The organism is Bacillus sp. 5mfcol3.1, assembly GCF_900114335.1.
Taxonomy (GTDB): Bacteria; Bacillota; Bacilli; order Bacillales; family Bacillaceae_G; genus Bacillus_A; species Bacillus_A thuringiensis_S.
The window spans coordinates 1-15287 of sequence record NZ_FOST01000001.1; the positions used below are offsets into that span (position 1 = coordinate 1).

Below are 15287 nucleotides of genomic sequence, written 5' to 3' on the forward strand. Positions count from 1 at the left end.
GAAGGAACAGAAAAACCAGGTGAAGGAACAGAAAAACCAGGTGAAGGAACAGAAAAACCAGGTGAAGGAACAGAAAAACCAGGTGAAGGAACAGAGAAGCCGGGTGAAGGAACAGAGAAGCCAGGTGAAGGAACAGAAAAACCAGGTGAGGGAGTAGAAAAACCTAATTTACCAGAAAAAGGACAAGGTTCTTCTAATAATCAACAACTTCCAGCTACAGGACACAATACGAATTACGTTCCATTCATCGGTTTTATGCTTCTGTTACTAGGAATACGTTTAAGATTCATGGCTAAAAATAGTTAAAAGATGTATAAAAGGCATCAGAGATTATACAATCTCTGATGCCTTTTAAATTAATACAGATAAATATTTTAAGCTTCAATTACGCTAAGCATTCTGTTTATAAATGCAGCTGCGTGTGCACGTTGTGATGGTCCTTTTGGTACGAATTGATTAAATTCATTACCTTTTACAATTCCATATCCATACACTCTTTGTACTTCTTCTTTAGCGTAAATTAAGTTTTGGTCTACGAATGGTAGTTCAACTTGTTTTGCAAAAATACCAGCGTGTTTTAGAGAACGATCAATCATAATAACAGCTTCTTCGCGTGTAATTGTAGTATTTGGATCAAATGTATTATCACCACGTCCGCGGATTATGCCTGCGCTTGCTGCACGATTAATACCGTCTCTTAAAGATGGGTGTACTTGTTCTAAGTCTGTGAACTTAGCGTTTCCACTTGGTAATTGTAAAGCACGAGTAATTAGTGTAGCAAATTCAGCACGCGTTACAAGACGTTCTGGGAAGTACTTGCCGTTCCCTTCTCCTTGCATAATGCCTCTAGCTGCTAATTGACGAATGTCTTGTTCATACCATCCACCTGTAATGTCATCAGTTACGGGATTTTTTTGGTTTTCCTTATAGTATGTTTCAGTTCCTTTTAAGAAAGCATTCCATTGTCCGCGTTGAATCATAAACGCAGGGCAGTTTTTTCCTGACCAAAATTGGTGTTTTTGGACCTTATCTAGAGAAATATTTAAGTCGTTCATTAAATAAGCTGCCAATTTACGGGCATTTTCTACCGCTTTTTCATAGTTTCCATCTTGATTAACGGCAATTTCAATTCCGATAGATTCATAGTTTCCAGTTTTATTTCCAGCATGCCATCCAACTTCATTTACTGGAAGATGTTGATAAATTTCTTTATCATCTACTGTGAAATGCCAAGATGCGGCGCGATCAGCTGTTCCGCGTGCTTGGTTATCTAAGAATTTTGCATGATTTAGAGCATTAGCACCTTTCGCTGTATTAGCCGTTTCGTGAATCGTAATATATTTAGGTACCATCGGGTAGCCAGGGCGAATATCGTCATTTCCTTTTGGGACAATCATTTCTTTAAATGTAACGCCATAAATATTGTTTGTTTGTAGAGCTTCCGGAGCTCTCAATAAACTATTTTTAGCAGTACGACTGTTTTTTAGTAATGAAGCTTTTGTACCTTCAAATGTAGCAGAAGGTGCATAAATCCATTTTGCTGTTTCGTTTATTTGGACTTTAAACCAATTTCCAGCTTGTTCAGTAGGAGTAATGATTTGTGGTTGTAGTTTCCCTTCTTCTTTAAACGATTGGAACGGAAGGACATGTATGGAAGCTTCTTCTTTTACGATTAATTTTTGGTTAGATAGTTTATGAATCTCTTGAACTTCTAAGCTATTATCATTGTTATCTATCCATCCAGCGCCAGTTGGCGTCGTTATGTAGTAAGCATTTCCTTTTTTCTTTGTCGCCGTTACGACTTGTTCTGTAATCTCGATATTCGATTTGTTTTTTAAATCATTCGCGGTATATAATGAATGTTTTTTTGAAGTGTATAGTAGGAATTGGCCAGTAACCTCGATATCTTCTTCATGAGTACTATGCTCATTAACATGCTCCTTAATACTTTTAAAAACTTGATCCTCCGTATATACTTCGGCGGATTTTTCAGCACTCTCTGCAAATGAATAAGTAGGTGCAAGAACAGTTTGTAATGCAAGAGAGAGAGTTAATACACTATAAAATTTCTTTTTCATATTTTTTTTTAACACATTAGATTATAAAATCTAGTGTTAACATTCCTCCTTTATATATTGTATTTTCGCTATGTAACGATTTTTTGTACTAATAAATTTTAACAAGAGAAAATCATGATGTCTATATACATGAGCGATATTCATAAAAAGAATTATTTGAAAAAATGTAAGAGAAACAGGTAAAACCTTCTGTATTGACCTGTAAACGCCCTTCAAGTAAACTAAAGAGAGTTTGCAAATGAAAAGGTGATAATGTGTTAATTTCAATTAAAACGTTACAAGATGATCGTTTTTTACGTCCGCTACAAAATATTGGCGGCTTATTTTTTGAAGATAGTACGATTGGATTTGAACAAGAGGAAGCGAATCTGATCGTTGATATACACATTGAGGATAATGTGAAAGCATCCGCTCGATTAACGGATGTTAGCACAGGAAATGTGTATGAAGAAACATTCTCGAAAGATTTATCTGCTTTCACAGATGAAAAAGAGCGTATGAAGCAAGTGAAGCATGTTGTTTCTTATGTATATCTTTCTGTTCTTCAGCAGTTAACTGGACTTGAACAAAGCTGGGGTATTTTAACGGGAGTACGTCCGACGAAACTTCTTCATAAAATGCTTCAAAATGGTATGTCAAAAGAAGAAGCGCATCAAGAACTTCGTGAAAGTTATTTAATTCATGAAGAGAAAATTGAACTTCTTCAGCGTATTGTTGATTGCCAATTAGCAGTTGTTCCGGATTTATACCGTTTGAAAGAAGAAGTAAGTATTTATATCGGTATTCCGTTCTGCCCAACGAAATGTGCATACTGTACATTCCCGGCTTATGCGATTAATGGACGCCAAGGGTCTGTTGATTCGTTCTTAGGTGGTTTACATTATGAAGTTCGTGAAATTGGTAAGTTTTTAAAAGAAAAAGGTGTGAAAGTTACGACGATTTATTATGGCGGCGGTACACCTACAAGTATTACAGCAGAAGAGATGGATATGCTGTATGAAGAAATGTACGAAGCGTTCCCAGACGTGAAAAATGTACGTGAAGTTACAGTTGAGGCAGGTCGTCCAGATACGATCACGCCAGCAAAGCTAGAAGTGTTAAATAAATGGAACATTGACCGTATTAGTATTAATCCGCAGTCATACCATCAAGAGACACTAAAAGCAATTGGACGTCATCATACTGTAGAAGAAACAATTGAGAAATATCATTTAGCTCGTGAAATGGGAATGAACAATATTAATATGGACTTAATTATTGGTCTTCCTGGTGAAGGGTTAGATATCTTCAAGCATACGTTAGATGAAACAGAAAAGTTAATGCCAGAATCATTAACAGTTCATACGTTATCATTTAAACGTGCTTCTGAAATGACGCAAAACAAACGTAAATATAAAGTAGCAGGTCGCGAAGAAATTACAGCGATGATGCACGAAGCAGAAGAATGGACGCAAAAGCATAATTACGTACCATATTACCTATATCGTCAAAAGAATATTTTAGGTAACTTAGAGAACGTTGGTTATGCAATGCCGACGCAAGAAAGTATTTACAACATTGTCATTATGGAAGAAGTACAATCAATTATCGGACTTGGTTGCGGTGCATCAAGTAAATTTGTTCATCCGAAGACGGGGGCAATTACGCACTTCGCGAATCCGAAAGATCCAAAATCATATAACGATGGCTTCGTAAAATATACAGAAGATAAATTGAAAATTTTAGAAGAGCTATTCGCATAAGAAGAAAGAGGTTGTTCCGAGTCGGAACAACCTCTTTTTATCCTGCAGTAACGGGGGGCCGATTATATCTTGTCAGTTTTTGTCGGTAAGTCGATATATTCGAAAAATCGCCGATATAATTTCATTTACCGTCTAGCGGTACCGTATGTAAAACTATGTCGATAATAATCAGAAAAATTAGTCAAAACATTGAAGGACAATGTCTACTTATAGACGAAATGATAGATTTATGAAAGAGAAAAGGGGGAAATTGTTGGCATGTACATGACGATAGGGAGAATTTTTGATTTATCTGTTGGTAAGTATACGAATAAAGAGGCGTTAGTGGAACCTGAAAAAAATATTCGCTGGACATATAAACAGTGGGATGAACAAATAAATAAAACGGCACACGCTTTATTAGAAGACGGAGTAAGAAAGGGAGATACAGTATCTGTTTACTTATATAACTGCCATGAATTTGTAAACGTTTACTTAGCTTGTGCGAAAATTGGTGCAATTTTTAATCCGATTAACTTTCGCTTAAAGGCGAAAGAAGTATCTTATATTCTTCAGGACGCATCCTCGAAAGTCGTTGTCTTTGAAAAAGCAGTTGAGTCAACTGTTGCTATCATTGAACGAGATTTTCCAAATACATCTTTTTGGTCTATAGAAAACGATAAACCTTCCTATGCAAGTTCCTACCATGAAAAAGTGAATGCAGCATCTTCTGAGAAAGTAAATATCGAAATTGATGAAATGGATTATTGTTCAATGCTTTATACGAGCGGTACGACAGGTCATCCGAAAGGCGTGTTACATCGTCATCGTGAAATGGCTGAGCATAGTATGATTTGTACGTATTTCCTAAAATATAATAGAGATAGCGTTGGGCTTGTTGTTGCGCCTTTATATCACTGTGGTGAATTAAATGCCGGAATCATACCACGCATTCAAGTTGGCGGAAAAAATGTCATTTTGCATCATTTTGATACAGAAACAGTATTACATACGATTCAAGAAGAAAAGATTACGACGTTCTTTGCAGCACCGACGATGTGGAATATGTTGTTGCAAAAAGATTTAACTCAGTATGATTTAACTTCAATGAAAATCGGTATATATGGCGGAGCGGCAATGGCACCGGCGTTAGTGAAGGAATGTAAAGAACGTCTTTATATTGACCTTGTTCAAATATACGGAATGACAGAAATGGGACCAGTTGTGGCGTTTCTCGTAGAGGAGGATCAAATTACGAAAGCTGGTTCAGCAGGCACGCCATGCTTTAGTCATGAAGTTCGTATTGTGAAACCGAACGAGGATGCACCGGCAGAACCAGATGATGTATTACCTCCATATGAAGTAGGAGAAATTATTTTACGCGGCCCAACTATGATGGCTGGCTATCATAATCGCGAAGAGGCAAATAAAAAATCGATGTATAAAGGATGGTATCATTCTGGTGATTTAGGATACTTTGATAAGGATGGTTATTTATTCGTTGCAGATCGTGTTGATGATATGGTAATTAGCGGTGGCGTAAATATTTACCCTCGTGAAATTGAAGATTTCCTTCATAGTCATCCCGGTATATTAGATGTGGCGGTACTTGGTGAGCCAGATGAATTATGGGGAGAGCGTGTTGTAGCAGTTATTGTGAAGAAAGATGAAACAATAACAGAAGCTGATTTAGAAACGTATTGCAAAGAAAGTGACGAATTAGCAGATTATAAGCGTCCACGTCATTATTTATTTGTAGATGAACTTCCACGTAATGCGAGCGGGAAGTTGCAGAAGTTTGTGCTGAGGGAGTCACTGAAAGGTGCGAAAAAATAGAAAATGAAGGATGCCCCATATCTATGGGGTATCCTTCATTTTTCTGTATTAAACAGAAGAAACAATATCTTTTTCAATTCTCATTTCTTCTTGGTGAAGGTTAATTAGCGCATTTGAAATAAGGTGGAAAAACAAAATGGATGTAATGTCCAAAAAGAAAAGACACCTTAAGGTGCCTCTCTCCGACTTGAACCATTTCATTTCATACGAATCGGAATCTATCCGTATTACCATTACCCCTTTGTTATGAGTGTAAACACACACTATAAAGCAGAATCGTCTATATACACTAGATTGTTAGTTCACAAAAGACAAGAGATTTGAGATCAATATCGAAGTGACGCCACATCCCCTATAATAATTGATATGTTACGCCTTTTAAAAGAATCTGCTTTATAGAACGTGCCCACAAGTTATATTTTACTACATGTAATATTCATTTAGTGTATTTTTGATGAATATGTATAATTACATAAACTGTATGAAAAAAAGAGAGTATACTCTGATGTTGTGTAATAAAGATAAAGCCCGCCTACGGAATAGGGGGCTTTTCTTACTTTTTATAAATATTTATTCCAATTATATTATCAGATGAGTCTAAACGAATATAAACGTCAGCTGATAAAAGGTGTGCATTATATATTCTTTGTTTATATGTTGATATCTCGAAGCGTTTTCCATTTAATTCACATTCTAGAATAATCATATCGCCATGTTCTTTCCAATTTATTAATTTAGCAGTTGTATTCATATAAACCTCCTCTGAATCATTTTATGAAAATTAGTAGAGATAGTGTGAGAAAGGAGTTTATATAACAAAAAAAGACACCTTAAGTGTCTTCTTTGATTACTATAAAAGTCGTTGAATGAAATAGGTTTCTATTTTTATTTGCGTGAAAAGCCTTCTTCATCAAGGTATTCCGCAGCTTCTGGATAAGAGTTGAATGTACCGTCTAAGTTTACACCAGCGTACACGTTCCACATGTCATCCTCTGAAATAAGAGTAAGAATATGACCATCTTCGTTCTGCCATTCTTCTTCTTTCGCAGGTTCTACAGGTGCTACTACCTCTTCTTGTGATAGAAGGTCAATTGATTTTTCAATTACTGAACGTAACTCCTCTGCTGAAAACTCACGGATGTTAACCATACCTTTATCATCTGTTTTATAACCTTTAATACCGCTTGCATATACAAATCCATTTCCATTTGGGTGTAAATGAAATACAACGTTCTTTTTATCTAAACGACTTTCTTCAAAGTGGAAGTTTACACGTTTTAATGATACGTTCTTTCTTTCTAGTTCTGGGAAAGATTCAATAATCGATAATTTTTCTTCAAAAGTTAGCATAGTGCCTCCAAGTATATAGTAAAAGATTTAATTTGTTCATTATAGCATAGTTGCAATTGTTTCCAAAGATAAGGGGAAAACTTTTCGTTGAATACGTTTACGTCACGAGAATGTAAAAAGTGAGCTAACGAATGTATCTTTTTAGGTGTACAATGGAACATGGACTTTATACAAAGGTGGTTTTTTTATGTTTCAAAAAATAGCAAAGGAATGTTTAGCAGGATTTACTGTTGCGATTGTTGCGTTACCACTTGCGATTGCGTTTGGTATTGCTGCGACAGGAACGTCTGAGGGAGCGCTTGTTGGATTGTATGGTGCAATTTTTGCAGGTTTATTCGCAGCGTTATTTGGGGGGACACCTGGGCAAGTAACAGGGCCAACTGGACCGATTACCGTTATTGCAACAGGAGTTATTGCGACGCACGGGTTAGAGGCAAGTTTTATTGCCTTTATGATGGCAGGATTATTTCAAATTTTATTCGGTGTATGTAAGCTCGGTTCTTACGTTCGATATATTCCGTATCCTGTCGTTTCAGGATTTATGAATGGTATTGCATTAATCATTATTTTAGGCGAAATAAAGCACGTACAAAATAGTTTTCTACTTGTTGTGTTAACGATTATTGTAATGATTGTTTCTGGCAAATGGATTAAGGCGATTCCGTCTAGTTTAGTAGCACTGGTCGGTGTGACAGCTTTGCTTCCTTTATTTTCTTCTCTACTCGAAGGACTTACAGTAAAGTTACCGATTATCGGAAATCTTTCACTAAATAAAGTAATTGAAAAGATTGGAACTATTCCAGAAGCGATACCTACGCTTCATATTCCATCTTTAAGTGGAACAGGAATAGCAGCACTTATTTTACCAGCGCTTAGTATTGCTTTGTTAGGGTCGATTGACTCGTTGTTAACATCGGTCGTAATGGATAATGTGACAGGTACACGTCATAAAAGTAATAAAGAGCTCGTTGGACAAGGTATCGGTAATATGATGAGCGGATTGTTTGGCGGATTAGCAGGTGCAGGTGCGACTGTAAGGTCTATCGTGAATATAAGAAGTGGCGGTAAAACGGCACTTTCGGCATGTATGCATAGTGTTATCTTATTTATTTTTATTATGGGTCTTGGTTCGGTCGTACAATATATTCCACTTGCTGTATTATCAGGTATTTTAATTTTAACTGGTATTGGAATGTTCGATTGGGGAAGCATGAAAAAGATGCATGTCGCTCCTAAAGGTGATGTCGTTGTTATGCTCGTAACGATGATTGTAACGGTGAAGTTCGATTTAATGATTGCTGTTGCCTTCGGTATTATTCTTTCGTTCATCATATATATGGTGAAATGTAAAGAACGTAAAACTTCTATCGTAAAAGAAAGAGAAGAAACGTACACAATTCAAGGGCCGCTCTCTTTCCTATCAGTAGATCGTATTTTCTCTACTTTACAAGATGTGAAGTCACCGGTTGTTTTACGTATGAAAGATGTGCGTTATATGGATGTATCAGGAGCTATGGCATTATTAAATTTTGTTGAGCAATCAAATAAAGTAGGAGCAAGTGTAAAGCTTGAGCAAGTACATCCGAGTATTGAAAAAACAATCGCAGTAATGGCAAGCGATGAACAGAAAGAGCAATTGAAAATCTTAAGTGTTTAGATGGTAATTAGAATATCTCACAATCTTACATACATTATAATGTAGAGTTGTGGGATATTCTTATAATGTTTTTAGTAATATGTACCGCAGTGATAGAGAAGAGCTCTTTTTGAGTAACGAAAACAGTTATAATGTGCACATATAATGGAAGGAATTAGAAATTAGAGTGTGAAGAGATAGGCGTGAATTGGTTCTCTTTTCTATTTTGTAAAAAAAACCAAGTATTCAACCTATAATAAATTTGTTATGATAACCAATGGGATAAAGTGAATCCCTATCGTTTAAAACAATATGTTTGAGAGTATATGTATAAAAGAAAAGAGAAAAAATATGAATAAAACATTTGTAAAAGGAGCAGCGATTTTAACAATTACAACTTTTTTGTCAAAATTGCTTGGTAGTTTTTTTCAAATTCCATTACAAAATATTGCAGGAGATGAAGTGCTCGGTATTTTCCGTCTTGTTTTTCCTGTATATATGATTGCTCTTACATTATCGGTAGCCGGAGTTCCACTTGCAATTTCGAAACTAATTGCAGAGTTGAACGAAAAAAATAAGCAAAAGGAAATTGCGAAATTATTTACATCAGCGTCAATTATAGGAATAGCATTTGGCGTTTTCGGCTGTTTAGTCATTGTATTATTTTCTATTGAAATTGCAAATATGCTTGGTGGACAAGAAACTAGAATGCCGTTGCTTATTACTTCATTAGCATTACTCATTGCTCCATACATGGCAGTTTATAGAGGGTATTTTCAAGGTTTCGGTGATATGAAACCAACAGGGGTATCACAGGTCATTGAGCAATTTGTACGTGTGTTTTTTATGTTAATAATTGCTTACATACTAGTATCATGGGATAAGAGTAATACTGTTATTACTAGTGGTGCGATGGTTGGCTCTTTTCTTGGAGTCATTAGTTCCCTTATATATTTGCGTATAAAATATAATAGAAGTCCATACTACAATAAAAGCAATTCCTATTCACTCCGAGATTTAAGAGAAAACGGCAAAAAGATATTGCGGGTATCGATCCCAATCGCTATCGGAGCTTTATCAATGCCACTTTTAAATTTAGTAGACTCGCTTACAATACCGCATGTATTACAAGGATCATCAACAGAAATTCAAGAACAATTTGGAATATACAGTCGCGGTTTTGCATTCACGCAAATAATTGTTATTTTTGCAAGTGCAATTGTATTTCCGTTAATACCACTCTTAACTTCCGCATTGGTCAAAAGAGATATAAATTTGGCGACAATAACAATTCAAAATACAAATCGACTAGCGCATGTTTTGACAGCACCGTTAACAATATGGTTGATGGCATTAACAGTACCGTTAAATGTCGGATTGTTCACAGACGTAAAAGGCAGTAGTATGTTAACAGTTATGATTGGCAGTTCGTATTTTACTGCGGTTATGGTATTATCAATAGGTGTTTTACAGGGCATTAATCGTTCTGCACAAGCTGCATGGATTGTTATTGGTGCGAGTTGTGTGAAAGTCGTGTTAAACATAATGTTCGTGCAGAAGTTTGGCATAGATGGAGCGGCGTATAGTACATTCATTACTTACGTATTGATTTGTATTGTAAATCATTTGTATATTCGAAGCTATATTGCCTATTCTATTCATTTAAAAAGCTTTTTTGGTGTGCTAGCAATAGCATCTATTTTAGGACTAGGATTGTATGAACTATTTAATGTGATAGATGTTACATCTTCAAGAATTATGACGTTATTATTCAGTGGTATAGCATTAAGTATTACAACCATTTTGTATGGTGTATGTGCTTTGAAATTAAAATGGATATCAATAAAAAAAATACCATTTTTGAAAAGATAAATATAGAAAATTAATTTTTTATTAAAATTCATATGAGCTGATAAAGAGGAAACTATGTAGGGTATTAAGTGTTTAGGTAAGGAATGGGTACCAGTTTATGTTAGATGAAATAAACGGTTACCTAGTTTTGGAGGAGATTTAGGGTGCGTTTAGTCTTATCAGGATATTATGGTTTTTATAATGTTGGAGACGAGGCGATTCTACAATCAATTATTGAATCGTTAAGTAAAGAGAACCCGGATATAGAACTAGTAGTACTATCAAATGATTCTAAATATACAAAGGAAATGTATGGTGTAGAATCGGTAGATCGCTGGGATATAAAAGCTGTTTATCATGCGATCAAAAACAGTGATGGAGTTATTAGTGGTGGCGGGAGCCTTCTTCAAGATCAGACAAGTACGAAGAGTATTCTATATTATACGGGTATTATGGGACTCGCTCGATTATTAAAAAAGCCGTATTATATTTATTCACAAGGAATAGGTCCAATTACAAAAGGATATAATCGTCTATTAGTAAAATGGAACTTGTCAAAAGCTTCCTATGTATCAGTTCGAGATGAGGATTCGTTTTTATATTTAAAAGGACTTGGCATAAAAAACGATATTGAAATTGTTCCAGACCCTGTTTTAACATGGAAACGGACAAAACAATCGGATTGGTTGCAAAAGCATTCGATACATGGAAAAGTAATCGCGGTTAGTGTGCGTTATTGGAATGCAAAAGAAGATTATATAAAAAAATTAGCTGCGGCATTAAAAAAATTAAAGCAAGAAGGATATCAAATTCTATTTGTTCCAATGCATGAGCCATTTGATCAAAAAGCTTCGCGTGAAGTAGTAGACTTAATGGGAGAAGAGACGTATATGCTTCCATATAAAATGGATATCGACGAGAAAATATTCATTTTATCACAATGTTCATTACTAATTGGTATGCGTCTTCATGCACTAGTTTTTTCTGCTGTAGCCAAAACTCCAATGGTCGGGATTTCATACGATCCGAAAATTGATTCGTTTTTAAGTCAAGTGAATCAGCCAGTTATAGGAAGTGTGGATGGCGAATGGAGTGCTGAATATTTATATGAAATTGCGAAAAAGCAATTAATGCAACAAGGAACTGTGCAGCAAGAGTTACAATTGACAATAGATGAGCTTCGGTTGCAAGGCAAACAGGCAACAAAGAAACTCATTGATCATATGGAAAAAGGCACTTTATTAAAAAAGTAAAGTGTCTTTTATTTTGTTTTGAATGTAATGAAAATTCTAATTAAAAAACGTTTTATTTTAATTCCTATTTATTATGCTAAAATGATTGTGAGTATTATATAATCAAATTTGTGATAATAAATTCGTAGATTACGAGGAGGATAACCTTGAAGACTTTTTCAAAAGGTATAACAGCAGTGGCATTAACGGGATCATTACTTTTAACTCCTATTTCAAGTTATGCGGCAAATGATGATATTACAGGACATATGTTTGAGACGCATATGCGCTCACTTATTACTAAAGGAGTTTTAATGGGGTATGGAGACAATGTATATGCGCCTGATAAATTAGTAACAAGAGCAGAGTTTGCTACATTCATAGCAAGGGCTTTAAATTTACCGAAAGCTGATTCGAATTTCGAGGATGTGCCGAAGACTTACGGTTTATATGATGGTGTAAGTAGAGCATATGGAGCGAAAATTATTAATGGTCGTACGAACGAGACATTCTCACCAAATGATGTGATTACACGTGAAGAAATGTCGATAATGGTAAAGCGAGCGTTAGACTATAAAAATATTAAAGTAGCTGTAAGTCCGCTTACCTTTACTGATAAAGATAGTATTAACTATAAAGAGCATGTGCAAGTTATGGTGGCTACTCAAATTATTAAAGGGTATCCAGAAGATAATACATTTAGACCACATTTATCAGCTACAAGAGGGATGGCTTCAGCTATGTTGGATCGTATGCTTCAGACGATTGAAAAAAACGGAAATAGCAATCCTGTAGAAACTAAGAAATATGTTGTGACAAATGTAAGAGAAAACGGAACAGAGCAAGAAGTAGAGCGCTATAATACGTATAAAGAAGCGGTTACGGCTGCTCAAAATAAAGGTATGAATGCGGTAAAATACGAGAACGAATTTTTATGGATTAAAGATGGTTTTGCAAGTGCGAAAAGAATAACTGGGCAAAACATCATTAATATTTATGATGAGAATTTGTCAACAGTATATACGTATATTCAGTATGGAACAGAATTGAAAGTGTTAGAAGTTGGCGAAGATCGTGTGAAAGTTCAACTTTCTGGTTTGACAGGTTATGTGAAGAAGAATGAAATCACTTTAATTCCTACAAATGAAATGAAACAGTCGTCTTATTATGTGAAATCAGATGGATATTTATACCATAAATATTATACATATAATACAAGTTCACCTGGATATACAGAATTTAGATATGGTGTGGCACCTTCTTTCATGAAGCAAGGACAGCAAATGTATAGTGTAGATGGAAAGACATTCGGAGACGAAACTTTCTATCAATATTTCAATTATTTATCATTACGTTCGAAAACAGATTATACAGCTGAACAACTAGATAGTTATGTGAAATCGATTAAGCCAGACTCTCCATTAATTGGTTTAGGAAAGAAATTTAAAGAAGTAGAAAGCAAGTATAATGTAAATGCATTATTCTTATATTCATTAGCAATTCATGAAAGTTATTATGGAACAAGCGCTCTTGCAAAAGACAAAAATAATTTATTTGGTTTAAAAGCAACAGACGATAGTCCATATGGCAACGGAGAAGCATTCAATTCAAAAGAAGATTGTATTGAACATGCAGCACAATTATACATGAATGAAGGATATTTAAATCCAGGACATTGGCGTTATACAGCAACATATACAGGTGATAAAGCTGCTGGTTTAAATGCGAAATATGCATCTGATGCGAACTGGGGTAAAAAAGTAGCGGGGCATATGAACCGTTTTGATTCTTATTTAGGTAAAAAAGAATACAACAAGTACAAACTTGCACGTGTGATGAATAACGTGGAAGTGAAAAAGAATCCTAGTATATCAAATGAGCGACTGTATCGTTTAAATACAAATGTAGTTGTTACAGTTACTGGTGAAGAAATAATAAATGGAAAAGCGTGGGTTAAAGTTATTTCAGATAATCCTACTGTAACAGAAGCGTATATTGCAAAAGAAAGCTTAGAATACGTAAAACATTAATTAAATAAAAAAGAAGGTGCTACTGACATTTCGTAGCACCTTCTTTTTTATTCAATTTCAAAATCAACAATGATATAAGCGAGAATAACAACGAAGAAAATACTAACGGCTGGCGCTGTTAATACGTGGCCAGACATAAAGCCAATGCCAAGTGATAGAATGAGTGTGCTCGCTAATAGCATATACTTTACGGTCATGATTTTCTTAAAGTTTGTGATCATGCGGATGAATAATTTAATACCAAAGTATAGAAGCGGTATTAAGTAAATAAGGAAACCGACAATTCCAAAGGCGAAAAATAGGTCATGGAAGTCCATTTCAATTAATTTAATTTTATCTGTGTAGTTACCAGCGTAACCCATTCCGAATAGTTTTTGTGAAAGCGGTGCGTCTTTATAGTACTGTTTGTATGTTTTTAAGAATTTGTCGCGATCACTGTAAATCAAACTTTTCATTTCAGAATCTGTAAGTTCACCTTTTGCATGTTTTTTTGTATCTTCTGGATCTTCTTTAATTACTTTTCCTTCTTTTCGATCTTTTTCTTCTTGTACTGATTTTTTGTATTCATATATTTGCATGTGAATGCCCATATTTTTTGCGATAGGAGTATGCGGTGTAAGAACAATTAAACCTCCTAGTATAACTGCGGCAACAACGGTATTTACAATATGTGTGAATCCTTTTCTTTCTTTTTTACGATTTATCATGTACTCAATGAATGAGAAGAAAAGTGCTACGCCTAATGTAATCACAATTGCGCCATATCCGACTTTCGTTCCGACCATAATACTTGCATACATCGCAAGTATTGTTGGAATCCAGTAATATATTTTCGAGAAAGAAGTTGTTTTATGAATCGAATATAAGACAATGATTGGGAACATAATGGCGAAAAGAGAACTTAAATCATTTCCAGCGAAGAACCAACCTCTTGAACCGATTTTTGAATGAGGATAGCTTGGGAAATCCGTTCCAGTTTGCATTGCGACAATCATTGTGATGCTTAAAATTAAAGTTGCATATAAGAAATATGTAATGATTTTATGAAATACATACTCTTTATTTTTTAGCTCTTTAAAGGCGATAATATATCCAAACAGTAGCACAATTGGATATACGCTCTTTAAGATGAATTTAACTTCTTCTCCAAATGAAACTGGAGATTTAACCATCATATTATTTACAAGACCGATTGCGAGTGCGATTCCGAGTAAACATAAATAGAGGATGTACTTTTTCGCATCTTGTTGTTTGTGATGAAGAAGTAGGTATCCTAATGCAAGAAGCATAAAGGCGAAACGGACTACAACTCCAACTGTTGCGCTCATGTGTAATATATAGATTGAAAAAGATGTTAATAAATCTAAAATTGGTTGAAACACAATGAATAGCAATAGGAAATGTGGGAAGTAGTTATCCGTTTGTTTCAACTTAGTAACCATATGTTCCTCCAGTTCTTCATTCCTTTATTACAACACCCAAAAGATGGGTATAAAGCCTTTTTTACATAGTAAGGCGAATGAATTTCAATATTTGTTTTTTTATCAAACTTA

11 protein-coding genes are annotated in these 15287 nt (G+C 35.0%); 7 read left to right on the plus strand and 4 right to left on the minus strand.

The window, feature by feature from the left end:
* The coding region (locus BM089_RS00005) for an LPXTG cell wall anchor domain-containing protein (protein WP_139213186.1) at window positions 1-306 on the plus strand (306 nt) is incomplete at its 5' end.
* Window positions 307-374: 68 nt separating this feature from the next.
* On the opposite strand, the gene BM089_RS30495 is transcribed toward BM089_RS00005, so the two are convergent.
* Entirely contained in the window at window positions 375-2078 is a 1704-nt protein-coding gene (locus BM089_RS30495; RefSeq protein ID WP_139213187.1) for an S-layer homology domain-containing protein, read from the minus strand.
* 254 nt (window positions 2079-2332) lie between these two features.
* On the opposite strand from BM089_RS30495, the gene BM089_RS00015 reads away from it, so the two are divergent.
* Both BM089_RS00015 and BM089_RS00020 read left to right on the plus strand, forming a co-directional pair.
* Window positions 2333-3820 (plus strand): coproporphyrinogen III oxidase, encoded by a 1488-nt coding sequence (locus tag BM089_RS00015; protein ID WP_000908776.1) that lies wholly within the window; start codon window positions 2333-2335, stop codon window positions 3818-3820.
* Window positions 3821-4078: 258 nt separating this feature from the next.
* Window positions 4079-5635, plus strand: coding sequence for a fatty acid--CoA ligase (locus BM089_RS00020; RefSeq protein ID WP_075716845.1), 1557 nt, complete (start codon window positions 4079-4081; stop codon window positions 5633-5635).
* A 553-nt stretch (window positions 5636-6188) separates the two neighbouring features.
* On the opposite strand, the gene BM089_RS00025 is transcribed toward BM089_RS00020, so the two are convergent.
* Both BM089_RS00025 and BM089_RS00030 read right to left on the minus strand, forming a co-directional pair.
* Window positions 6189-6386: a hypothetical protein gene (locus BM089_RS00025; protein WP_001098258.1), complete on the minus strand. Its 198-nt coding sequence runs from the start codon at window positions 6384-6386 to the stop codon at window positions 6189-6191.
* Window positions 6387-6520: 134 nt separating this feature from the next.
* On the minus strand, window positions 6521-6985 hold the full coding sequence (locus BM089_RS00030) for a hypothetical protein (protein WP_000954998.1): 465 nt from the start codon (window positions 6983-6985) through the stop codon (window positions 6521-6523).
* Between the two features lie 187 nt (window positions 6986-7172).
* Here BM089_RS00030 and BM089_RS00035 point away from each other — a divergent pair, with 187 nt between their 5' ends.
* The 4 genes from BM089_RS00035 (at window position 7173) to BM089_RS00050 (ending at window position 13734) form a co-directional block, all read left to right on the plus strand.
* Window positions 7173-8642: a SulP family inorganic anion transporter gene (locus BM089_RS00035; protein WP_088066183.1), complete on the plus strand. Its 1470-nt coding sequence runs from the start codon at window positions 7173-7175 to the stop codon at window positions 8640-8642.
* Between the two features lie 330 nt (window positions 8643-8972).
* On the plus strand, window positions 8973-10493 hold the full coding sequence (locus BM089_RS00040; RefSeq protein ID WP_090975634.1) for a putative polysaccharide biosynthesis protein: 1521 nt from the start codon (window positions 8973-8975) through the stop codon (window positions 10491-10493).
* Between the two features lie 143 nt (window positions 10494-10636).
* Window positions 10637-11725 carry a polysaccharide pyruvyl transferase CsaB gene (csaB, locus tag BM089_RS00045; protein WP_001241596.1) on the plus strand — a complete coding sequence of 363 codons (1089 nt, stop codon included), beginning with the start codon at window positions 10637-10639 and terminating at the stop codon, window positions 11723-11725.
* A gap of 146 nt (window positions 11726-11871) precedes the next feature.
* Window positions 11872-13734, plus strand: a complete 1863-nt coding sequence (locus BM089_RS00050; protein WP_061660967.1) for an S-layer homology domain-containing protein — start codon at window positions 11872-11874, stop codon at window positions 13732-13734.
* A 47-nt stretch (window positions 13735-13781) separates the two neighbouring features.
* Here BM089_RS00050 and BM089_RS00055 read toward each other — a convergent pair whose 3' ends face one another.
* Complete coding sequence (locus BM089_RS00055) at window positions 13782-15176, minus strand: O-antigen ligase family protein (protein WP_016513658.1); 1395 nt, start codon at window positions 15174-15176, stop codon at window positions 13782-13784.
* Window positions 15177-15287: the final 111 nt, after the last annotated feature.

Excerpts from the sequence above, each read along its gene's own strand:
- BM089_RS00040 (WP_090975634.1), top strand. The coding sequence starts at position 8,973 with ATGAATAAAACATTTGTAAAAGGAGCAGCGATTTTAACAATTACAACT.
- BM089_RS00030 (WP_000954998.1), bottom strand. The coding sequence starts at position 6,985 with ATGCTAACTTTTGAAGAAAAATTATCGATTATTGAATCTTTCCCAGAA.
- BM089_RS00025 (WP_001098258.1), bottom strand. The coding sequence starts at position 6,386 with ATGAATACAACTGCTAAATTAATAAATTGGAAAGAACATGGCGATATG.
- BM089_RS00035 (WP_088066183.1), top strand. The coding sequence starts at position 7,173 with ATGTTTCAAAAAATAGCAAAGGAATGTTTAGCAGGATTTACTGTTGCG.
- BM089_RS30495 (WP_139213187.1), bottom strand. The coding sequence starts at position 2,078 with ATGAAAAAGAAATTTTATAGTGTATTAACTCTCTCTCTTGCATTACAA.
- BM089_RS00020 (WP_075716845.1), top strand. The coding sequence starts at position 4,079 with ATGTACATGACGATAGGGAGAATTTTTGATTTATCTGTTGGTAAGTAT.
- BM089_RS00055 (WP_016513658.1), bottom strand. The coding sequence starts at position 15,176 with ATGGTTACTAAGTTGAAACAAACGGATAACTACTTCCCACATTTCCTA.